The 21,888-nt window shown below is 42.0% G+C and carries 18 protein-coding genes and 1 pseudogene; 9 read left to right on the top strand and 10 right to left on the bottom strand.

All coding sequences use genetic code 11. From position 1 onward, the window contains the following. Nucleotides 1–90: 90 nt before the first annotated feature. Nucleotides 91–834 carry a CADD family putative folate metabolism protein gene (locus W03_RS09730; RefSeq protein WP_244072808.1) on the top strand — a complete coding sequence of 248 codons (744 nt, stop codon included), beginning with the start codon at nucleotides 91–93 and terminating at the stop codon, nucleotides 832–834. Between the two features lie 51 nt (nucleotides 835–885). Here the strand turns inward: W03_RS09730 and gshB are convergent, their stop codons facing one another. Both gshB and gshA read right to left on the bottom strand, forming a co-directional pair. Beyond that, on the bottom strand, nucleotides 886–1,863 hold the full coding sequence (gene gshB, locus W03_RS09725) for a glutathione synthase (protein WP_244072807.1): 978 nt from the start codon (nucleotides 1,861–1,863) through the stop codon (nucleotides 886–888). An 8-nt stretch (nucleotides 1,864–1,871) separates the two neighbouring features. Beyond that, complete coding sequence (gshA, locus tag W03_RS09720; RefSeq protein WP_244072805.1) at nucleotides 1,872–3,194, bottom strand: glutamate--cysteine ligase; 1,323 nt, start codon at nucleotides 3,192–3,194, stop codon at nucleotides 1,872–1,874. A gap of 117 nt (nucleotides 3,195–3,311) precedes the next feature. On the opposite strand from gshA, the gene W03_RS09715 reads away from it, so the two are divergent. The 3 genes from W03_RS09715 (at nucleotide 3,312) to W03_RS09705 (ending at nucleotide 7,279) form a co-directional block, all read left to right on the top strand. Next, the gene (locus W03_RS09715; protein ID WP_244072804.1) at nucleotides 3,312–5,288 is read left to right on the top strand and encodes a monovalent cation:proton antiporter family protein; all 1,977 of its coding nucleotides are present in this window, start codon (nucleotides 3,312–3,314) and stop codon (nucleotides 5,286–5,288) included. 245 nt (nucleotides 5,289–5,533) lie between these two features. Further along, nucleotides 5,534–6,637 (top strand): copper-containing nitrite reductase, encoded by a 1,104-nt coding sequence (gene nirK, locus W03_RS09710; protein ID WP_244072802.1) that lies wholly within the window; start codon nucleotides 5,534–5,536, stop codon nucleotides 6,635–6,637. A gap of 114 nt (nucleotides 6,638–6,751) precedes the next feature. After that, nucleotides 6,752–7,279, top strand: a complete 528-nt coding sequence (locus tag W03_RS09705; RefSeq protein ID WP_244072800.1) for an adenine phosphoribosyltransferase — start codon at nucleotides 6,752–6,754, stop codon at nucleotides 7,277–7,279. Between the two features lie 134 nt (nucleotides 7,280–7,413). Here the strand turns inward: W03_RS09705 and mpl are convergent, their stop codons facing one another. Continuing rightward, a complete protein-coding gene (mpl, locus tag W03_RS09700) occupies nucleotides 7,414–8,811 on the bottom strand; it encodes a UDP-N-acetylmuramate:L-alanyl-gamma-D-glutamyl-meso-diaminopimelate ligase (protein ID WP_244072797.1) in 1,398 nt (465 codons plus the stop codon). Nucleotides 8,812–8,982: 171 nt separating this feature from the next. On the opposite strand from mpl, the gene gluQRS reads away from it, so the two are divergent. Together gluQRS and W03_RS09690 are read left to right on the top strand one after the other, a co-directional pair. Continuing rightward, a complete protein-coding gene (gluQRS, locus tag W03_RS09695; protein ID WP_244072795.1) occupies nucleotides 8,983–9,909 on the top strand; it encodes a tRNA glutamyl-Q(34) synthetase GluQRS in 927 nt (308 codons plus the stop codon). Nucleotides 9,910–9,948: 39 nt separating this feature from the next. Further along, nucleotides 9,949–11,106, top strand: a complete 1,158-nt coding sequence (locus W03_RS09690) for an NAD(P)/FAD-dependent oxidoreductase (protein WP_244072793.1) — start codon at nucleotides 9,949–9,951, stop codon at nucleotides 11,104–11,106. Between the two features lie 45 nt (nucleotides 11,107–11,151). On the opposite strand, the gene W03_RS09685 is transcribed toward W03_RS09690, so the two are convergent. After that, nucleotides 11,152–11,352 (bottom strand): hypothetical protein, encoded by a 201-nt coding sequence (locus W03_RS09685; RefSeq protein WP_244072791.1) that lies wholly within the window; start codon nucleotides 11,350–11,352, stop codon nucleotides 11,152–11,154. Between the two features lies 1 nt (nucleotide 11,353). After that, a pseudogene (locus W03_RS09680) lies at nucleotides 11,354–12,151 on the bottom strand (NAD-dependent epimerase/dehydratase family protein). Between the two features lie 891 nt (nucleotides 12,152–13,042). On the opposite strand from W03_RS09680, the gene W03_RS09675 reads away from it, so the two are divergent. Together W03_RS09675 and W03_RS09670 are read left to right on the top strand one after the other, a co-directional pair. Further along, the gene (locus W03_RS09675; protein WP_244072789.1) at nucleotides 13,043–14,275 is read left to right on the top strand and encodes a porin; all 1,233 of its coding nucleotides are present in this window, start codon (nucleotides 13,043–13,045) and stop codon (nucleotides 14,273–14,275) included. Between the two features lie 148 nt (nucleotides 14,276–14,423). Beyond that, the gene (locus W03_RS09670) at nucleotides 14,424–14,831 is read left to right on the top strand and encodes a hypothetical protein (protein WP_244072786.1); all 408 of its coding nucleotides are present in this window, start codon (nucleotides 14,424–14,426) and stop codon (nucleotides 14,829–14,831) included. Nucleotides 14,832–14,978: 147 nt separating this feature from the next. On the opposite strand, the gene W03_RS09665 is transcribed toward W03_RS09670, so the two are convergent. Then, a complete protein-coding gene (locus W03_RS09665) occupies nucleotides 14,979–15,872 on the bottom strand; it encodes a DUF6279 family lipoprotein (protein ID WP_244072784.1) in 894 nt (297 codons plus the stop codon). A gap of 178 nt (nucleotides 15,873–16,050) precedes the next feature. Here W03_RS09665 and lysS point away from each other — a divergent pair, with 178 nt between their 5' ends. After that, on the top strand, nucleotides 16,051–17,562 hold the full coding sequence (lysS, locus tag W03_RS09660; protein ID WP_244072782.1) for a lysine--tRNA ligase: 1,512 nt from the start codon (nucleotides 16,051–16,053) through the stop codon (nucleotides 17,560–17,562). 12 nt (nucleotides 17,563–17,574) lie between these two features. Here the strand turns inward: lysS and W03_RS09655 are convergent, their stop codons facing one another. From W03_RS09655 to W03_RS09640, 4 genes are read right to left on the bottom strand one after another with little or no spacing between them, the layout of a single operon-like run. Next, on the bottom strand, nucleotides 17,575–18,237 hold the full coding sequence (locus W03_RS09655) for an HAD family phosphatase (protein ID WP_244072780.1): 663 nt from the start codon (nucleotides 18,235–18,237) through the stop codon (nucleotides 17,575–17,577). Continuing rightward, nucleotides 18,234–18,935, bottom strand: a complete 702-nt coding sequence (hda, locus tag W03_RS09650) for a DnaA regulatory inactivator Hda (protein ID WP_244072778.1) — start codon at nucleotides 18,933–18,935, stop codon at nucleotides 18,234–18,236. The genes W03_RS09655 and hda overlap by 4 nt, the downstream gene beginning before the upstream one ends. A gap of 8 nt (nucleotides 18,936–18,943) precedes the next feature. Continuing rightward, nucleotides 18,944–20,023, bottom strand: coding sequence for an AI-2E family transporter (locus W03_RS09645; RefSeq protein ID WP_244072776.1), 1,080 nt, complete (start codon nucleotides 20,021–20,023; stop codon nucleotides 18,944–18,946). 14 nt (nucleotides 20,024–20,037) lie between these two features. Continuing rightward, nucleotides 20,038–21,426 carry an aspartate aminotransferase family protein gene (locus W03_RS09640; protein ID WP_244072774.1) on the bottom strand — a complete coding sequence of 463 codons (1,389 nt, stop codon included), beginning with the start codon at nucleotides 21,424–21,426 and terminating at the stop codon, nucleotides 20,038–20,040. Between the last annotated feature and the right edge of the window lie 462 nt (nucleotides 21,427–21,888).

The following is a 21,888-nucleotide window of genomic DNA, read 5'->3' as shown; positions in this document are numbered from 1 at the left end:
GGCTATCCAGGCTTTATTTGACTTACAGATATTATTTAGCGATGATAGATGTGTTTTTTACATTTTTCGGTTTTAGAAGGAGTTTTTATAATGATTACACCGACTGTTTTGAAACAAAAAGTGAATGCCATTATCAGTAGCAGACATTTACTGAAACATCCGTTTTATGTTGCTTGGACGGCAGGTCAGTTAACAAAAGAACAGCTACGGCATTACGCAGAGCAGTATTTCTATAATGTACTCGCTGAACCCACCTATTTAAGTGCTGTACATTTTAATACGCCGCATATCCACTCAGAAACTAATAGCGGTGATATCAGCGTGCGCCAGGAAGTGCTTAAAAATTTGATTGATGAAGAGCATGGTGATAAAAATCACCCTGCATTGTGGAAGAAATTCGCTTTTGCTTTGGGTGCGGATGATAAGATACTGTCGAGTGCCGCAGCATTGCCAACGACTCAAAATCTGGTGAATACCTTTAGAAGCATTTGTATCAATCGTCCTTTTTATGCAGGTTTGGCGGCGCTACATGCCTTTGAATCTCAAGTTCCTGACGTCGCTGCAGTAAAAATTGATGGATTGGCGAAGTTTTATGGTATGAATAATCCGGATGAATATGAATTCTTCTCGGTGCATCAAAAAGCGGATGTATATCATTCACAAGCTGAATGGGCGTTGATTGAGCGTTTTGCGGATACACCGGAAAAACAGGAAGAGATTTTAGTCGCAACTGAGGAGGCTTGCGACGCCTTGTGGAAATTCTTGGATGGCATACATGAAACGTATTGTGAAAATCTGATTTGCGAAGAAAAAGAAGCTGTTACACTACACTAGCATTAAATATATTTATCGCAAATAGAGAATGGAATGAATCAAACAGGCTGATCATATATGACGATTGGCCTGTTTTCTTTTGTTTACCATCGCTTCGATTCTGTCGATTATCATTGCCGCCGCATCAAATCCACTTTGTTTAGTTATTTCCTGTATTCCTGTAGGACTGGTTACGTTGATTTCGGTGAGATAATCACCGATAACATCCAATCCGACAAACATTAAACCATTTTTTACTAATTCTGGACCGATAAATGCTGCGATTTCTTGATCGCGCACTGAAAGCGGTTGTGTTTTTCCAATGCCGCCAGCAGCCAGATTGGCACGTGTTTCACCAGGCTTAGGCACGCGAGCTAAGGCATAGGGAACGGCTTCTCCGTCAATAATCAATATTCGTTTGTCGCCGAGTGTAATTTCAGGAATATAACGCTGCACCATGATTGTGCGTGTTTCATACTGTGTCATAATTTCGAGAATGACAGAAAGATTAGCATCTGATTCGCTGACTTGAAAAATACTAGTTCCTCCCATGCTGTCAAGTGGCTTTAGAATGGCAATGCGATGAATAGTAATAAATTCGCGGATTAGAGCTGTTCGGCTGGTAACCAACGTGGGCGCAATAAATTGCGGAAATTTTGCGATAGCGAGTTTTTCATTATGATCGCGGATGCCACGAGGGCTGTTGATTACCAGGGCACCTTGTGTTTCTGCCAATTCCAGTAGGTAAGTGCTATATACATACTCTGAATCAAAAGGTGGGTCTTTACGCATCAAAACAGCATCGAACGTAGTTAAGGACAGCTTTTCAGCATGACCGAGTTCATACCATTGTGGGTTATATTGGGAAGCAGATTTCAAATGTAATGAACGTGCATTACTGATGACTTGATTGTCAACCAAGGCTATATCATGTTGCTCAAGCACATAAATAGCATGCCCTCGGGAAATAGCTTCGGAAATCATTGCATAACTGGAATCTTTGTTGATCTTGATCGAATCAAGCGGATCAACAATAAAAGCTAGCTTCATATCGTGGATTATGTGGGTAAGACTTCGGGGGTCTTCAAATAATCTTGCTTCAACTCAAGTTCAACGTGATCTTTTTCTAATTCAAGCGCAGCGGCCAAAAGTGCAAGGCGGGCGACGACGCCGTAGGAATAAAAGCGATTAGGAATCGAATTGGGCCGGTTCGTGTCTGGTTCCAAGCAAGTGGTTTCAAATGCCAATGGGACAAAATGCATACCGGGAGCGTTTAAATTTTCATCAATGCCTCGTCCAGTATGTACTCGATAAAATCCACCGACAACATAACGATCAATCATGTAAACAACGGGTTCTGCAACTGCTTGGTTGATGTTTTCAAAAGTGTAGACGCCTTCTTGAACGAGTACGTTGGAAACCGGCAATCCTTCTTTGACGACGGCCATTTTGTTGCGCTGCTTCCGATTTAGGTTATAAATATCAGAGCCATCTTTAACAGTCATGATACCCATACCATAGGTTCCTGAGTCTGCTTTGACAATCACAAATGGATCTTCTTTAACTCCATATTGGTGATATTTTTCCCTAGTCTTATCGAGTATTTGGTTAATTGCCTTCGCGACACAATCTTCGCCTTGTTTATCGCGAAAATTAATTTGTCCACATGCGGTAAAGAAAGGATTGATTAACCATGGATCAATTCCAAGTAGTGTTGAGAATTCTTCGGCAATTTGATCATATGCTGCAAAATGTCGTGACTTTCTTCGTGTGGACCAGCCGGCGTGTAATGGTGGAATTACAATCTGGTTTAGGTCTTGTAAAATGGGAGGAACGCCAGTGGATAAATCGTTATTTAGCAGCACAGCACAAGGCTCGAAGCCCTGTACACCTAATTGCCCATTTTTTCGTATCACGGGTTCTAATGTAACGCTCTGTCCATCAGGTAGATTCAGTTTTGTGGCAACCGAAATTTCCGGTAATAAAGTACCGATGCGAACATTAAGTCCGGCTTGCTGCATGATGCCTTGCAATGTGGCAATATTTTGCAGGTAAAAAGTATTGCGTGTGTGATTTTCCGGGATTAACAGTAAGCTATGAGCATCTGGGCAAATTTTCTCGATTGCGCTCATCATGGCTTGAATACATAACGGGGTGAAATCTGGATTTAAATTGTTAAATCCACCCGGGAATAAATTAGTGTCGACCGGGGCCAACTTGAATCCACTGTTACGTAAATCGACCGAGCAATAAAAAGGTATCGTATGATCCCGCCATTTCTTTCGTAGCCAATGCTCGATGTCGGGCATTGCATTGATTATTCGGTTTTCAAGATCAAGCAGCGGACCGCGTAATGCGGTTGAAAGATGGGGTATTGACATTTCTATTTGAAGTATTAATTCGTCGTCATTATAGCATTATGTTAGGAATAGGTTGTGAACCTAGCAATCATTCAGTATCTTCATTGATCATTAGCTTTCTTTATTGCTTAATTTGTTATGACCGATCCTCTTCAGCCTGTGCTTATTTTATTGGTAACTGCGGTAATGGCCGTAGTGATATTTCGCTTGTTAAAGCTTCCACCTATGTTGGGGTATTTGTTGGTCGGCGTGATTATCGGACCGCACGCATTGGGTTGGATTTCTGAAGACGAGGAAACACGTCATTTAGCAGAATTTGGTGTGGTTTTTTTGATGTTTACTATTGGCCTGGAGTTTAGTCTGCCTAAATTGGTGACTATGAAGCGCCTTGTATTTGGTTTCGGTACCGCGCAAGTCTTATGTACTGTTGCGTTAGTCATGGGAGCTGCGTGGCTTATCGGTTTGGATTGGTATGTCGGATTTGTGTTGGGTGGCGCTCTTGCCATGTCATCCACAGCAATCGTGATTAAGCTACTGGCAGAACGCTTGGAATTAAATTCCGAGCATGGCACGCAAATTATTGGTGTACTGTTGTTTCAGGATTTGATGGTAATTCCATTACTCGTTATTGTTCCTGCACTGGGCTCTGGTTTTGATAGTGAAACCAGCGATTTATTGATAGCTTTTGTAAAAATTGCAGTGGTACTAGCAATCATTCTGTTTTTGGGTCAGAAATTAATGCGTTCGTGGCTTCATGTTGTGGCGCAGCAACGATCACCTGAGTTATTTGTTTTGAATGTATTGCTGATTACGTTAGGCTTGGCTTGGGTGACTCAAATGGCAGGACTATCAATGGCTTTAGGTGCGTTTCTTGCCGGCATGTTAATTTCTGAAACGGAATATCGCTACCAGGTAGAAGAAGATGTTAGGCCGTTTCGGGATGTGTTATTGGGGTTGTTTTTTGTCACGATAGGTATGTTGCTTGATGTACAGGTGCTCATTGAGAATTTTTTCTGGGTATTCGTGATTTTATTGACCTTGATTGTATTAAAGACTGCGCTCATTATTGGATTATCCCGCTTATTTGGCGCCGATTTAAGTGTGGCAATTCGAACGGGTATGAATTTAGCACAAGCGGGTGAATTTGGTTTTGTTTTGTTGGCGCAAGCCAGCGCTTTGCAGTTGATCAGCAGTACCGTACTGCAACCTGTATTGGCAGCGATGGTATTATCATTATTTATCGCACCTTTCTTGATTGAGTATAGTGAATCCATCATTCGGCGTTCTTATGGTTCGGATTGGATGCAAAAAGCAATGCAGATTACCTCTATCGCGGCACAAACGATGTCGCAGCAAGACCATGTCATCATTTGCGGCTATGGTCGTAGCGGCCAAAGCGTAGCAAGAATCCTGGAGCAAGAATCAATTAACTTTATTGCTTTGGATCTTGATCCTAAGCGTATTCATGAAGCAAGAACTGCGGGTGAATCAGTTGTCTATGGCGATGCCGCAAAACGTGAGGTTTTGATCGCAGCAGGATTGATGCGTGCCAAGGTACTTGTGGTGAGTTATCACAATATCCATTCCACTTTGAAAGTTCTTGCGCATGTACAAGAATTGCACCCGGAACTGTCTGTGGTAGCGAGAGTTATGGATGAATCAGAAGTGGATGTATTGAAAAAAGCAGGTGTTACAGAAGTAGTTGCGGAGATTATGGAAGGAAGTTTGATGTTGGCATCGCATGCATTGATGTTTGTGAATATTTCTACCGGTAGGATATTGCGTCGTATCCGGAGTATTCGCGAGGAACGCTATAGCTTGCTGCGTGGTTTCTATCATGGGGTATCGGATGAGGCGGGTGAAGCGAATGATAGCCTGTTCTCGCATTTGCATTTACATACGCTTACGATCTTGCCAGCGGCAGCGGCTATTAACAAGACATTGGCAGAAATCGATTTAAAAACTCTGACCGTAGAGGTGATCGCTGTGCGTCGGCGCAATATCCGCGGATTATTGCCGAGTGTTGATACGAGATTGGAAGCAGGCGATGTGGTGGTACTTAAAGGAACACAAGAAAATCTGGCGGCCGCGGAAATCAAATTAATGCAAGGATAAAACAGGCTAAACTTGCAATGACAATAATATTAATAAGGCTTTTATTACCGAATGTTATGCGCGAGAGGCATGGACAGTTTTTCTTGGAACGTGTATATTCGCCGTTCCGCCCTGGCTCTTTAGAAAAAGGGTAGATGCTGATGTAATCGATAAATAATTTTTTAATTATAGAATGTTACTTGGCAGGTTAGATTTTTTGCGAAAGAATAAAACAAGCATAAAGTTCATCTTTTATGGAGGGAGATATGATTAAAGCAGTTCAGGCAGTTTTAGGATTAGGATTGCTCTGTTTTGCCGCATCGCAGTCCGCTGTGGCGGCAGTAGATTATTCTAAATTACCGCGTATTAAACAAGAATTGGTGGCGCCACCAAATGCTCCAAAGCATGACCAAGTCGTGACTGGCGGACCGAGAATTGTTGAAGTTCGTATGGAAACCCAGGAAAAATTAATTGAAGTTGCTCCTGGTGCAAAAGTTTGGGCCTTAACTTTCAATGGTAGCGTTCCAGGTCCGCTGATTGTTTTGCACGAGGGTGATTATCTGGAATTGACATTGTCTAATCCAAAAACCAGCACCTTGGCGCATAACGTGGACTTTCATGCATCAACTGGCGCTTTAGGTGGCGCAGGATTGACCTTGGTGCAACCTGGCGAAGAAGTTGTACTTCGTTGGAAGGCAGTTAAACCAGGCGTGTTTGTTTATCATTGTGCACCTGGAGGAACGATGATTCCTTTTCACGTGATCTCTGGTATGAATGGTGCTGTTATGGTGTTGCCGCGTGATGGATTGAAAGATAACAAAGGCAAGCAATACAAGTATGACAAAGCTTTCTATATTGGCGAGCAAGACTTTTATCTACCGCAAGATGGTAAAGGTGGATACAAATCTTTTGCTTCACCGGCTGAAGGTATGCACGAAATGTTGGAAACTGCCAAAGGACTTATTCCTTCGCACGTAGTATTTAACGGTTCAGTAGGTGCAATTACTGGTGACAATGCATTGAAAGCGAAAGTTGGTGAAAAAGTTCTATTTATTCACTCGCAAGCTAACCGCCCTTCTTATCCACACTTAATAGGTGGTCATGCTGATCTATATTGGGTTGGTGGTTCATTCAGCGATGTTCCTTTAACCAGTCAAGAGACTTGGTTTGTTCCTGCTGGCTCAGCAGTTGCTGCTGCGTATGAATTCAAACAGCCAGGACTGTATGTTTATCTAAGCCATAACTTGATTGAAGCCGTGTTGCTAGGTGCTGCGCTTCACATGAATGTCGAAGGTAAATGGGACGACGACATGATGATCCAACTTAAAAAACCAGCTAGCTTTGATGCAAAAGCTGCTATGGATCACTAAGATTTTTTTGATGTAAGAAAAAAATCTCGTGTAGCTTTTAAGTAATATCGAAGGCCTCAACCTAGAGTGGTTGAGGCCTTTATTATTTCTTACCATAAATCAATGAAAATTATTATGCCAATTAGCTCTCTTATTCGTGTCGTTCCTAACTATCCACGCGATGGAATTATGTTTCGTGACATCACTACTTTACTGAAAGATGCCGTTGCATTTCACACAGCTATTGATGAAATTGCATTGCGTTATAGGGATGTAGGTATTGATAAAGTCGTTGGGATCGAGTCTCGGGGATTTATCATTGGTGCCCCTGTCGCCTTTCAATTACAAAAAGGTTTTGTTCCCATTAGAAAGCAAAACAAATTGCCTGCCGAAACGATTGGTAGAAATTACCAATTGGAGTACGGTAGTGACCGTATCGAAATCCACATTGATGCAATTCAACCCGGAGAGCGCGTGTTGTTGGTTGATGATCTAATTGCGACCGGTGGTACTGCTGAAGCAGCCGTAGGATTGATACACGATATGGGAGGTGAAGTAGTTGAATGTTGTTTTGTAATTGACTTGCCTGATGTTGGTGGTAGGATGCGCTTGACTAATATGGGATGCAAGGTATTTTCACTGTGTGAGTTTTCAGGAAGCTAGGTATTGTTTGTGTAACTAGAGAGTGTGAGTTTTTTAATTTCTGTGGATTCGATTTTCTACCCTGGGGTGTGTGAGAGTGTCTGAAAACAATAGACTGAGAGCATAGTTAATACTCCGTTACGGTAAAGGTGTTTTTATTTAAACAGCCTATTTTTTAGTTGTAACAATATTTTCTCGTGAATTCCCCCAAAACTACCATTACTCATGATTAAAATATGATCTTCAGGTGTCGCAGTAATACAAATTTCCTGAATCATTTGGCCCAAATCATCATGACAACTCGCTTTTCCTGCTAATTGATTCAGAGCTGTTTTGGCCCATGGTGCGTCGGCGGTAAAACAAAAGATCTGATTGGCATCAGCAAGGCTATCCGCAAGATCGTTTCTCCAAACACCCATTTTCATTGTGTTTGAGCGAGGATCAAATACTGCAATGATACGTTTTTCTTTACCAATATGTGCTCTAAGTCCACTGAGTGTTGTTCGTATCGCAGTTGGGTGATGTGCAAAATCATCATAAAGTGTGATTCCATTAATGCTGCCACGTTTTTCCATGCGCCGCTTGACGCTCTTGAAGCGCATCAGGGCTTCGATACCGATTTGGATCGGAATTCCTGCGTGACGGGCGGCCAATAGCGCGGCTAATGCGTTCATATGATTGTGTTCGCCAAATAAATCCCAATAAAGACTATCTTGATAAGTTTGCTTAAAAAATATTTTTACTCCATTATCGGGCTGTATTGCAAAATGCCAACCGGTTTCAATGCCAAACTCCTCGGTCGGCGTCCAGTGACCTTGCTGAAGCAGATGATTTAAGTTAGCGTCTCTACCATTCGAGATGAGTAAGCCAGTGCTGGGCACGATACGGACAAGATGATGAAATTGACGCTCGATTGCAGCAAGGTTTGGAAAGATATCGGCGTGGTCAAACTCAAGGTTATTGAGGATGACCGTTCTAGGGTGGTAATGAACGAATTTAGAGCGCTTGTCAAAGAATGCAGTGTCATACTCATCCGCCTCGATGACAAAAAAAGGAGAGAATTCGACGTTATCGTCAGATAACTTTGAGTCGGTGGGTATGCTGCCTATTCTTGCGGAAATACCAAAATTTTCGGGTATGCCGCCAATCAAGAACCCTGGATTGAATCCAGCGTACTCAAGTATCCATGCTACCATTGAGCTGGTCGTTGTTTTTCCATGCGTACCGGAGACTGCGAGAACCCAACGATGGCGCAGAATGTTTTCTGATAACCATTGCGGGCCAGAAATGTAAGGTAAGTTCTGATTCAGAATTTCTTCCATCAGAGGGTTGCCGCGGGTAATTACGTTGCCAATTACGTATAAATCCGGTCGCAGCGAAATTTGATCTGCGGAATACCCTGAAATCAATTCTATTCCTTGAGCTTCGAGTTGAGTGCTCATTGGCGGATAGACATTTTGATCACAGCCCGTCACCTTGAATCCGGATTCGCGTGCGATAACGGCGATTCCGCCCATGAAGGTACCACCAATTCCAAGTATATGAATATGCATATGCAATTTTAAGAAATAAAAAATAGAATGAGCAAATTCGCTATGAAACCATGCGTAATTAAATTATAGTCGATTTACTATGTGTGTAACCGCCGCAATTTGTGCCATATGACATTACAGATTTTGAGTATTGGTATTTTTGGTCAGAAATACTTTGATAGGTAATACTTTTTGGGAAATAGAGTTAAGATCGCTAAATCCGCATACTGCGGGCGATTTGCGCCTTCACCTACGGGGCCTCTACATTTTGGATCGTTGGTTGCGGCGGTGGGGAGTTATCTGGATGCGAAGTTTAATGATGGCCAATGGATCGTAAGAATTGAAGATTTGGATCGGCAACGTGAAATTAAAGGAGCGGCAAGTCGCATATTGCATACACTGGAGGCATTAGGAATGGAATGGGATGGTCAAGTCGTTTACCAAAGTCAGCGTTTAACGTACTATCAAGCGGCATTGGATGAATTAAATCAACGAGATCTAATCTATCCTTGTGTATGCTCAAGAAAAGAAATCGCGGACTCTAGCATTGTCGGTATCAATGGCCCCATTTATCCAGGTACTTGCGGTGAGGGACCGATGTTCGTCAAAGATGCGCATGCTTTACGAGTTCGAACACATCATAAGCCAATTGTATTCAAAGATTTCTTGCGAGGACTATGCATGCAAAATCTCAAGCAGGAAATTGGCGATTTTATTTTACGTCGCGCAGATGGTTTTTTTTCGTATCAATTGGCTGTGGTTGTCGATGATGCGCAACAGGGTATTACGCATGTAGTACGTGGTGCTGATTTGCTCGATTCTACGCCACGCCAGATTTTCCTGCAGCAGTTGCTGGGCTATGATACTCCTTACTATATGCATTTGCCCGTAGTAATCAATTCAGTGGGTGAGAAATTGAGTAAACAAACTCGCGCGCCAGCAATCGAGTTATCTTGCGCATTAATGTATTTAGTTCAAGCAATACGGTTCCTTGGACAAAATCCTCCAGCGGAAATTGTGCAAGGTGATATTGCTTCATTCTGGCAATGGGCGAAGAAAAATTGGCGAATACAGCAGATTCCTCGGGATTCTGCGCGAGGAATCAATAGTTGTGCTTGACGATGAGTTTGAAGAGGAATTTTGAACCAAGGAGATGATGTGGCTCTGTTGCCATTTAACATAGCAAAGCAAAAAAAAATCAAAGTAGTGATTATTGGTGGAGGATATGCCGGTATGGCCACGTTAATAACGCTTGCGCGTTATGCATCGGATACCAGTATCACCATCATTGATCCAAGAGATCAACACGTCAAAACGACTCATCTGCATGAGACATTTCGTTATCCATTAGAAGATATTCTGGTGCCTTTTCATGACATAGAAAACCGTTTTGGTTGTCGTCATATCAAAGCGTCGATTGATTTCACATGCCAAGATTTACATCGTTTCCAGGAGGATAGACGACTTATTGTTGACGGAGAGGTCTTTGATTTTGATTATCTTGTCGTTACAGTAGGTTGCCGAGATCGAGTGGTGGAGGAATCGCATGAGAAATTATTGTTAAAAGATTTTGAGGCAACACCTGGATCAGAGCTGATTACTAAAATATTGAATAGCAGTAATCAATCGAATCCATCGATTTCAGTCGTGGGTGGCGGTGCGACAGGTATACAGTTTTTATTTGAATTGAGATTTTTTCTTAATAGAATTAATAGCGAAACAACACTGAATTTGGTGCATTCCAAGGGACGTGTGCTAGAGTTATTCCCTGCTAGTTTTAATGATTATGTTCAGTCTCGCATGCAAGACCTGGAAATTAACTTTTATCCAAATTGCTATTTTTATCAGCAACAATCCGGTCAGATTCAATTAACGAATAGACTCACGGAAAAACGATTTGCATTGCCATCGATAGCATCCTTGGTGTTCTTAGGTAAAGAAATGCAAAATAATCTGTCGGCAAATGCATTTGGGCAGGTAATCGTTAATCATCAAGTATTACCAAATGTTTTTACGGCAGGTGACTATTCTAACTATGAATCGATTGGAAGCAATGCGCGTACTGCACAAGCTGCGGTGCGAAAAGGTAAATTGACTGCTCGTAATATATTGCGGCATGCTGGCTTTCCTGGATTACTTGAGCCATATGTACATCAAGATTTAGGGAGCGTCGTTAATTTGGGTGCGCATGATGCGGTAGGTTGGCTTGGAACTAGAAGTAATTTAGTGACGGGAATCTCGGCTTTAGCAATTAAAGAGATTGTTGAAGCACAATACGATTTAATGTTGTCTGGCGTTGATACCTATCTGGTTTAACGAGATTCTACTTGGCAAAAAACATATACAAAAGTTAGGCTCTGTTTAAAAGTGGCAGTGCCTAGTGATAACATTCTGATTAAATAGCCAATGAATTTCATCGGATAAAGCCTGCCGTACTGAATTTTGTGGAAGACAGAACTCTTTAATAGCTTTCTTGCTATGAAAAAACATAGGATTGCGTACCAAACGAACTCCTGTCAGCGGAACTTGCGGTGGATGGCGAGTTACATGATCGGCAATCAACTCAGACTACACCTGTAACTAAAGCTAACCAATAAGGTATACGTCTTTTAGGCATCGGCAGACCAGTGATTTCTTCTATCCATTGCAATACAGTTGCGAGTGTCAGATTTTCATTTCCAAAAATATAATATCCACCAATCCGGCCATGTTTTGCTGCCAGTATATGCCCCTTGGCAACATCACGCACATCAATCATATTCAGACCGCAATCGAGATAAGCAGGCATATTGTGATTTAGAAAATTCAAAATCATTTTTGTCGGTGGTGTGATGTTTCGATTGCCAGGACCTATTGGAAGTGTTGGGGCAACAATGATTACTGGCATTCCCTGACCGATTGCTCGGTAGGCTTCTTGCTCAGCCAAGAATTTAGATCGGCAGTATGGATCTGGCATTTCGGCAAGAGTGCGTTGCACAGGCGCTGCCAGCTCATCGATAAGTGCATTTCTAGGGGCTATTGATTCCGTTGAAGTATACGCCATCACTTCAATATCGCATTTGGCGACTGCTGCAAGTACAGTGCGTGTTCCTTCAAAATCGATTTGATTGAAGTGGCTTTTGTCGTGCGTCCACAAATTAGGATTGGCTGCCAAGTGATAAACGTGATCGATACCTTAGAGTGCTTCACTAACAATACGAGGATCGCAGATTGATCCACGTATTATTTCTATATTTTCTGGTAAAGGAGTATCGGGTAGTTCTAAAACTCTGACAGAGTCACCGTTTTCTAGTAACTGTTGCACTAGATGAGAGCCAATAAAACCACCGCCACCTGTTACTAATGCGTGTTTGTTGCTTATAAGTTTCCATCTGCGTAAAGTATAGATAAAAAGTAAGGTAGAGGCGTGCTGTCTTCAATCTCAGTCTATCAGTCCAATTTGCCATCGTCAAAGCTTAGTAATAAGGTTGTTAGACTCAGAGTCATTAAAATAAAATGGCATGCCTTAGCATTATTAATTGTAGTGGCGGGGTTTTTCAGAAACCTGCTAACTAGACCCAGTTTTATCTGGCTTGCGATTTTTCATCAATGGAAAACATAACTCGCGAAGCTCATATAAAGTACGATTGATTAGTTTTTTTCTTTCATACTTAACGACTTTCCTCAAAATTATTGATGGATTTAACAAGTCGATCAAGTTAACGAAATTATATTCACTTAAAAAGACCTTTGCAAAACCCTATTTCTTGAATTAATATCAATGAAAATAGTAACTTGAAGATTAATTAAAGGGCTTTTGCAAAAGTCTCATGCTCTTTGTTGCGTAAAGATCTCGGTAAAATCAATGAGGAAATTATTCATCAATATGTACAAAATCAATTTAAAGTAATGGATGAAATGCAAAGTGGATTTGAACAATTATTTCCCTTTGGAAGTGTGATGAATTGTAATTTTTTATTCTATTTTTATCAGTTACTTGCACTTCTTGGTTGCTCGCTAACTGCGATAAGTTAGGTGTTGGCATAGTCATAAAAACAACAATCGTGTTGCTCGCATACAACAAAAAAGAGTTTTTTTTGCAAAGAAGCGCTAATTTTTCTTGCAGTACATGGCTGGGTTGTGCACAATTTGATCAAACCTTCCGAGATGCGAATTGAGTGTGGAGGGTCCGGATTAATGTTGTGCGTTCTACTTCTTGATTTTTAGTGGAATTGAACATCCCAATCGTTTTAACATTAAAGGAGAACTTCGTATGAAGAAGAAACTTATCTCATTGGCGGTAGCTGGCGCACTGGCAACTCCAATGGTTGCATCGGCTCAAGGCACCAATGTAACATTATTTGGTAGTGTGCAAGCTGAATATGCGACAGTCAATAAAGATGGACAAAGTAGTCAAGCACTAATTGGAGACGAGACAGGCCGTTCAAAATTTGGTGCTCAAATCACTGAGGAATTGGGCGGTGGATTGAAAGCCAAAGCGCGCGTTGAATATGGTTTTAGTACGGGTAGCGGTGCATTGGGTATTGCTCGTGAACGTTGGGTTGGATTAGCTAATGATCAATGGGGTGAAATGAAATTGGGTCGCGTTCAATCACCTTTTAAAGATTTCGCGGGTGGTATGACTATTGATCCATTTGCGTACACAACACTGCAAGCATCTGGTAGTGGTGGACTGATGACGGCTTCAGCGAATGGTTTGGGTTCTGGTGCAAGCAGTTTTGTTAATAGCGCGGCTCGTTATGATTCACCACGCGTTGAAGGTTTTAGTATGGCGGCAATTTTGATGCCTGGTGATGCAAATCGTTTGGATCCTTCCAATTTTTATCCGGCTACCAGCTCGCAGGGCGGTAGTCAATCTAATTCAGGTGGTGAGGATGGCGAATGGGATTTTCAGGTGGCCGGTAAATACGATGCTAAAATACAAGATCACGATTTTGGCGTCTTCGGTGGCTATTCGCGTGATAACATTAGTAAACGGCAACAGGCTACTTTAGGTACGACCAGTAATGAACATGTATGGCGTGGCGGTGCATTTTGGAGCTTCCGGAATTTTAGACTGGGTGGGCAATATGAACGTGTAACCAATGCAATTGGTGCGGCAACTTGCTCTAATCAAGCAGCTTTGGGAAATCCGGCAACGGGTTTAGGAGATACCTATGGCCAATGTAATTCTGCCATGCACTTAGGTGGTAATGGACAGTTGTGGTTCGTCGGTGGTCAATACGATTGGGGTAATACCAGTTTGGTTGCACAAGGTGGTATGTCGCAAGCAAACTCAACCACGAATTTAGCTCCAGGAGCGGTTGGTGATTTAGCAAAACGTGAATTTAGTCAATTTACCGTTGGCTTAATCCATAATCTGAGCAAACGCTCAAGCTTGTTCGGTGGTTATCAACGCGGTATGGTTGATGATAAGGCCGGTAATAGTACTAGTTTGTTTAGAGACAGCAACACCTACACAGTAGGTATGCGTCACAATTTCTAATCGAGTTTGATTGGATAAAAAGGCACCTTTGGGTGCCTTTTTTATTGCTGTAAGAAGAAGTATGGTGGATACTCAAATAGGGTGAATCAGACGGCTTGATTCAAGGTTTTGTACAATTACTATTATCATGAGTGAGGAATAGCGTGTTATGAGTATGAAAAAATGGACAGACGAAGAATTGGTTACAACGCGAGATAACTTGGAGGCTTTGAAAAATCGCGCAGATAAAGGTGCAAACTCAAAATTAGGATTATTGACCGCGCTGATAGGTGCTTTAGCTATTTCCACCGGTGTTGCGTTTATCTTTCTCGATGGTGTTGATGCTTTGAGTATCATTTTGATTGTAATGGGCATCATTACATGCGCCTCATGGCTTAAAAACGACAAAGTGCGCCGAGATAATATTACTTTCTTATTTGAAATTAATAAGGAAATAAAATCACGCAAATTAGATAAATCTTCAAAGCGTGCAAATAAAGCAGATGAACAGGATTTGGATCCTGCATTAAAATCCAGATCAAATGAAGGTGCGTCAGGGGTTGAAGAAAGGAAATAGGATAGGTGCTTCCAAAAATTAACACTGGTGTGAATCAAATATAGTCATCGAGTCAATGGGTTTTTTATGTATGAGATGTAATAGAATTGGATTGATTCCATAACGTAGTGCTTCAGTTCCGAGTTCGATGCAAATTCAAAACGCTGGCTACTGTAATTGTTTTGTAGGGTTGATAGGGTTTTCAGCAGTCAACGTGCGCATATCCATTTCCCAGTCTTTTAGCTTGTCACTAGCATGACGGCGTTGGATTGGCGCGGTAAGGTTATGCATGCGAGCGATAAAATCGCAGATATATTCAGTTAATTCTAATTGATAAGCACGATATTCAGGATTATTCGAGCGATGAGTGTGTTCAATGATTTTCTGTAATGAATCAGCTATTTCCTCAGTAGAAGCATTTTTCTCATTGATGAATTGACGCAGTGTTCGTAAGGTATCTTGTTGTCGACGCTGGCGCTCAATCATCCAGGCTTCGGGATTGAACGGTGAATTTTCAATGCTGACAGCGATCAAATGTTGCTGTCGTCTATCGAGGTCGCCATACAGATTTTCGACACGTTTAGTAGTTCGCTTGATGGATGCTTGTTTGCGTTCATTCAGGTCGGGTTGTAGAAAATTGTCTCTGAGCTCGCTATTACTTTTACTGAAGCGTTGTTCGAGGTGGTGTAATTGAGAAGCTGTTAATTGCGGAACCAGCGGAGCTGCAAGTAGAGCGGCTTGGTTGAAGGCGGGTGTGAGCATGTGTTGTAGTTGCTCCGACCAACTGCAAACTTGGGTTGATGTCAATGAACCGTCGATTTGACTGCGTACAGAAGCTAGCCAGTCGGCATATTCGGGTAATTGAGTCACGCGATGCCAGCTAAACCAATTGTGGATTGCTTGCTTGACACGCGGTGTTTGCTCTCGGTTAAAATCAAGATAGCTATCAATCCACCACCAAGCTAACTGTGGTCCGTTGTTGTACCCCAATCGCATCAAACTACAACTGTTTAGTAGCAATAACAAAGCAAGTAACACTATTGTTCGATGGATATTCGGCATAAGGTTACTTATTAATCCGATGTGAGAAAACAACATGCTACAGGAATCCCATCGGTATGAGCGAAGAATTCCTCATGGAAGTTTCCATTGGAGCATTCTCATAGCACTCAGCGTATAATGGCCTACTGATTTAAACAAGTTGTTATCGTGCTATAAGAATAATTAAAAAATATATTTTATGACTCAAGAAGATTCTTCACTCGTTATTCAAGACGAGAATCAAATTATCGCAGAGCGGCGTGCTAAATTGGCTGAGCTACGCGGAGTAGGCAATGCTTTTCCGAACACTTTTCGACGTGAGCATTTAGCCGCTCAATTGCATCATCAATTTGATGATCATGCCAAGGAGCAGCTCGAAGTAGAAGAGGTTGCGGTTAAAGTAGCGGGGCGCATGACACTCAAGCGAGTGATGGGAAAAGCCAGCTTTGCAACGATCCAAGATATGAGCGGTCGGATTCAATTGTATATCTCAGATGATCATACCGGCGCAGGTGCGCATTTGGTTTTTAAGCAGCATGATTTGGGTGATATCTTAGGTGCGCAAGGGGTTTTATTTAAAACCAAAACCGGGGAATTGTCGATTCGTGTGACGCGCCTGGAACTTCTGACAAAATCATTGCGTCCATTACCGGAAAAATTTCACGGCTTGACCGATCAAGAGCAAAAGTACCGCCAGCGGTATCTGGATTTGATTACCAATGAAGCAGCGCGTAAAACTTTCACGACGCGATCAAAAGTGATTCAAGTGATTCGTGAATTCTTGGTTGCTCGTGAATACCTGGAAGTCGAGACACCAATGATGCATTCAATTCCGGGTGGTGCTTCAGCACGACCTTTTGTCACGCACCATAATGCCCTAGACATGGAGCTTTACTTGCGTATTGCACCTGAGTTGTATTTGAAGCGCTTGGTAGTAGGCGGTATGGAGAAAGTGTTTGAGATCAACCGCAATTTTCGTAATGAAGGTATTTCTACTCGGCATAATCCAGAATTTACAATGCTGGAATTCTATGAGGCCTATCAGGATTTTACTTACTTAATGGATTTAACCGAACAAATGTTTGCGGATGTTGCCCAGAAAGTCCTGGGTACTCAGCAAATTACTTATCAGGGAAGAGCCATCGATTTGTCAAAACCTTTTTTGCGGTTGACAATCACGCAGGCGATTCAGAAGTTTCATCCGAGTTATACCGATACGCAGCTTTATGATCGAGGTTTTTTGATTGATACATTGGAATCGCTCGGTGTTCATTACAATAGCAACGATGGTATTGGTGGGTTGCAATTGTCATTGTTTGATGAGACTACCGAACATTTGTTGTTTGAACCAACGTTTATTGTTGATTATCCGGCAGAAGTATCGCCATTAGCGAGACGTAATGATAACAATGCAGATATTACTGATCGTTTTGAACTATATATTGCCGGACGTGAAATTGCCAATGGTTTTTCCGAGTTGAACGATCCAGAGGATCAGGCTGCGCGTTTTCTGGAACAAGTGAAAGCTAAAGATGCTGGTGATATTGAAGCGATGCACTATGATTCTGATTACATTCGTGCGCTGGAATATGGTTTGCCGCCAACAGCGGGAGAGGGTATTGGCATTGACCGTTTAGTAATGCTGTTGACGGATAATCCGAGCATTCGTGATGTCATTTTGTTCCCACAGTTACGGCGTGAGGATGGATGACGTTTGCCGATACTAGCGTAAGCTGATGACCGGCCAATTGTTTCTTTCCGCATGGTTTTTGAGTGTGACATCGGGGTCCACTGCGACTGGATGGGTGACTTTACTCATGAGTGGCAAATCGTTGAGGGAATCGCTATAGAACCAACTACGCAAAAACGACAGCCATGTTAAATTGTGCTTGTCGAGCCACTCCTCCAGTCGTTCGATTTTACCTTCCCGAAACGAGGGTGTGCCTGTGATCCTGCCCGTGAATTCGCCTTCTTTCTGCTCCGGTTCGGTTGCAATCAGATGATCGATTCCCAATAGTTGTGCAATTGGTGTAGTAACAAAGCTGTTAGTAGCGGTAATGATAATGCACAGATCGCCATCTAACTGATGTCTTTCGATCAAAGGGCGGGCGCCGGGAGCAATAATCGGTGCAATTTTTTTCTGAACGAATTCGCTGCGCCAAGCTTCCAGTTGAGCGCGTGGATGACGTGCCAGTGGTTTGAGTTGAAAGTCTAGAAATTCATGGATATCTAATGTGCCGGCTTTGTACTGCTCGTAAAACTCGATATTCTTAGCTTCGTGTAACTCGCGATCGAGTGCTTTTTTTGTAATTAGAAATTGTGCCCATTGAAAATCACTATCGCCTGCAATAAGTGTGTTATCCAAATCAAATAATGCTAAATTCATGAAGATACCTGTAATAATTCTCGTAATAAAGGAACTGTAATATGGCGTTGGTTCGCAAGCGAGTAACGATCCAATGCATCAATAATCATCATTAGCGACGATAGATCACGTTTGCCATGCCGCAATAAGTATAGGCAAACGTCTTGTGATAAATTAAAGCCGCTATTGGCAGCGTGCTTTTTCAGTGCACGTATTTTTTCTTCTTCATTCAGATCGTGTATTTGATAAACTAATCCCCATCCTAGGCGCGTTACCAAGTCTTGCCGCATATCCAAATATTTTGGAGCGACGGAACCGCTTGCTAAGAATATAGCTTCGCTCTCGTCACGTAGTTGGTTATACAGTTTAAATAATTCTGCTTGACCGGGAGTATTCAATGCGTCGATATTGTCAATAGCTATACAATCGATGTCGATCGATGTTAAGAAATCATGTTGTTTGTCGGCAGAAAAGAACACGGCATTTTGACCGGTAGAGGCAGATTCAGTAATCATGGCTCGCAATAAATGGCTTTTGCCGCACCCAGGATTGCCCCATAAATAAATGAAACGTTCTTTTTCGTGCCGTAAAAGAACGTTTTTAAGTAATTGCAGTAACTCAATATTGCGTCCGGGTAAAAAATTGTTCAGCGTGGGCACAAATGAAGCATGGATATCCAATAATAATTGCTTACTAAAATCAGCGCGCACGGAACTCATTAGTGTGATTAGTCTTGTTTATTATCGGAATATAATTCACTTTCCAGATAGTGTTGATGCAAGTGACGCAGCCATACCAATAGCACTGCACTGACTGGTAAAGCTAATAAAATTCCAAAGAAACCAAATAATTGACCAAATGCTAGTAAGGCGAAGATAACCATGACTGGATGTAATCCGATACGGTCACCTATTAGCCAAGGTGTAATGAGCATACCTTCCAGTAATTGACCGACAGCAAATACAGACCCTACATAAATAATCCCAGTCCAATCATGGAACTGCATCAAGGCGGCAAGGATTGCTAGCGTTAAACCGACAATCATACCGAGGTAGGGTACAAATACTAAAATACCAGCCACCAAGCCTATCGGCAGAGAAAATTCTAATCCAACCAGCCATAAGCCGGTGATATAAAAAAAACTCATTAACACGATTACCGCGAGTTGACCGCGTAAAAATTCTGCCAGTATGGCATCGGTTTCAAATGCCAACATGGAAATCTTTTCATGCCAATATCGAGGAATCATTTCATCGATCAGTTTTATTAATTGATCCCAATCCCGCAGCATATAAAATAAAACAACAGGAATCAGCAGTAAATTAACTAAGAATTCCACAATTGCCATACCGCCAACAGTCAATGACGGTATAATTTTTGCCGCAAAATTACCTGCGCTTTTCCAGTGCTCGGAAAAAGCCTCTTTTAGCGCAATCATGTCGAGTTCTAAATTTACATCCAACTTGGTCTCGATCAAAGGGATAATATTAGTTTTAATGATATCGAGATAGGCGGGTGCCTTATCGAAGAAACGACTGGTTTCTTTTTGTATCAGCGGGATCATGATGAACACCAATGCTGCAAGTAATCCCGTCAACATAATCAAGACGAGTATCGTGCCGACCGTGCGGGAAAGTTTTTTATTGGCTAAGTAGGTGACGATTGGATTGCAGATGTAAGCAATCACAGCAGCAAATAAAAAGGGAGTCAAAATCGGACTGAGCAGATAGATCAAGCTAGCGGCTACACACGAGAGGAGTAACCACCAAAGGTAATTTAAATTATCTGTATGTGTATTATTTTCCATGGACCTTATATATTCTAGCCCGCTTTAGCTTTTAATGCATGGGTAGCAAGATTTTTGCCTAATTCCCAAATGGAGCCAGGAATTTGATGGGTATCGGCAATCGTTTTGTTGAATGCAGCGATGATGTGATCCAGGTCTCTTTGTTGCAGTATCAACGGTGGGAGCAGCTTAACTACATTCATGCCATGTCCGGCTACTTGCGTCAAGATTCGGTGTTCTTTAAACAAAGGAATAGTAATCATCTGACAGAACAATCCTTTGTTTGCAGTTTCGAGCATCATCCAAGCAGCTTTTAGAGATAAGCTACTAGGGGATTTAAATTCGACTGCGATCATAGAGCCTTTTCCTCGGGCTTCTTTAAAAAATTCAAATTGTCCTTTTACGACATTTAAGCGATTGACGATTTCCGAGCCGATTCTGGCACTATTTTCTACCAATTTTTGGGTTTTGATAATCTCCAAACTGGCTAAACCGGCTGCCATCGCCATGTTGTTTTTTGAGAAAGTCGAACCATGAACCACCGCGCGATCCATGCGATTAAATACACTGTCCATAATTTTCTGCGTCATGGCGACCGCACCAACCGGTACAAAGCCGCCTGATAATGCTTTTGCCATGCAAATCATGTCAGGTTTGACTTGCCAGTGCTCGATCGCCCAGAATTTTCCAGTACGTCCGATGCCGGTTTGTATCTCATCGGCGACGAATAGTGTGCCGTATTGTTTACATAGCCGTTCTACTTCGGGTAGATAATTGTCATCAGGAATATTTACTCCTTTACCTTGCACTGGCTCCACGATAAAAGCGGCTACATCCTTATTGCACAATGCTTTTTCTAAAGCGGCAAGATCATTAAAGGGTACAGAGCCACAGTCGAGTAACAGTGGACCAAAACCATCCCGAAAGATCTGCTCACCATTCAGCGACAATGCCCCCATTGTTAAACCGTGGTAGGCATGATCGCAACAGATGATGCGGTTACGTTTGGTTGCGTAGCGAGCAAATTTTATGGATGCTTCGACTGCTTCTGTTCCGGAATTACAAAAGAAAACACGCGATAAATTATCAGGCGTGGTGGTCAATATTTCTTGTGCCAGTAAGCCGCTTAGAATGGATGCATCAAGTTGCACCAGATCCGGCATTTCTAAAGTCAGTACTTCCTTGAGCGCACTAATCATCGTCGGATGGTTACGTCCAAATGCATAAACACCGAAACCGCTTAATAGATCGAGGTATTCATTACCGTGCTCGTCATATAGATATTGGCCAACAGCGCGCTGATAATTGCGATCGTAGCCAATGGTTTTGAGAACTCTAACCATTTGGGCATTTAAATACCGATCATGCAAGTCAAATTTATCGGAACGATGTTGTGATAATAGACTGGCTATACTGAAAGACATGAAAGACCTCTACATGTAAAAAAAGCCGCCGACAAAATCGGAGGTTGGAATCCAAAAGCTCCCGAAAATAGAAAAAACTAATACCGCCATTCGGCGGTATCGCTGTAAGTAAAATCAATGCAAATCATACCATTCATTCTCTTCTTTATGCTGTTAGAAGTGTAGTGTTCTCGCATAAAGACTTACTGAGACCTTTACATGATAAGGGAATATCTAAAGAGATAAGTGATACGATATTTATGTTGGCAAATTGGGTTTTACTGGGTTTTGATGTGCTTCATTGAATCCGGGAATTTTTTTGAAGCCGTATACCAAAGCAATATGTGCAGATGTAATCAACAAATTGACGAACACGATCTTACAATGTGTCTATGTCGCTCGATTAATAGTGCTTTGACTAATTGTAGAAAGTAGATCTGCGAAACTGACCTACAGCAATGTCTGCCGTACTGATAAATTGGG

It is taken from the genome of Nitrosomonas sp. PY1 (assembly GCF_022836435.1).
Classification (GTDB): domain Bacteria; phylum Pseudomonadota; class Gammaproteobacteria; order Burkholderiales; family Nitrosomonadaceae; genus Nitrosomonas.
This window is presented reverse-complemented; position numbering and strand designations above follow the sequence as displayed.

Bases quoted from the DNA above. Each gene is read 5' to 3' on its own strand.
- mpl (WP_244072797.1), bottom strand. From the start codon at position 8,811: ATGCATATTCATATACTTGGAATTGGTGGTACCTTCATGGGCGGAATC.
- gshA (WP_244072805.1), bottom strand. From the start codon at position 3,194: ATGTCAATACCCCATCTTTCAACCGCATTACGCGGTCCGCTGCTTGAT.
- W03_RS09645 (WP_244072776.1), bottom strand. From the start codon at position 20,023: ATGGAAAATAATACACATACAGATAATTTAAATTACCTTTGGTGGTTA.
- lysS (WP_244072782.1), top strand. From the start codon at position 16,051: ATGACTCAAGAAGATTCTTCACTCGTTATTCAAGACGAGAATCAAATT.
- W03_RS09665 (WP_244072784.1), bottom strand. From the start codon at position 15,872: ATGCCGAATATCCATCGAACAATAGTGTTACTTGCTTTGTTATTGCTA.
- W03_RS09640 (WP_244072774.1), bottom strand. From the start codon at position 21,426: ATGTCTTTCAGTATAGCCAGTCTATTATCACAACATCGTTCCGATAAA.
- W03_RS09730 (WP_244072808.1), top strand. From the start codon at position 91: ATGATTACACCGACTGTTTTGAAACAAAAAGTGAATGCCATTATCAGT.
- W03_RS09705 (WP_244072800.1), top strand. From the start codon at position 6,752: ATGCCAATTAGCTCTCTTATTCGTGTCGTTCCTAACTATCCACGCGAT.
- nirK (WP_244072802.1), top strand. From the start codon at position 5,534: ATGATTAAAGCAGTTCAGGCAGTTTTAGGATTAGGATTGCTCTGTTTT.
- gshB (WP_244072807.1), bottom strand. From the start codon at position 1,863: ATGAAGCTAGCTTTTATTGTTGATCCGCTTGATTCGATCAAGATCAAC.
- W03_RS09655 (WP_244072780.1), bottom strand. From the start codon at position 18,237: ATGAATTTAGCATTATTTGATTTGGATAACACACTTATTGCAGGCGAT.
- W03_RS09715 (WP_244072804.1), top strand. From the start codon at position 3,312: ATGACCGATCCTCTTCAGCCTGTGCTTATTTTATTGGTAACTGCGGTA.
- W03_RS09670 (WP_244072786.1), top strand. From the start codon at position 14,424: ATGAGTATGAAAAAATGGACAGACGAAGAATTGGTTACAACGCGAGAT.
- hda (WP_244072778.1), bottom strand. From the start codon at position 18,935: ATGAGTTCCGTGCGCGCTGATTTTAGTAAGCAATTATTATTGGATATC.
- W03_RS09675 (WP_244072789.1), top strand. From the start codon at position 13,043: ATGAAGAAGAAACTTATCTCATTGGCGGTAGCTGGCGCACTGGCAACT.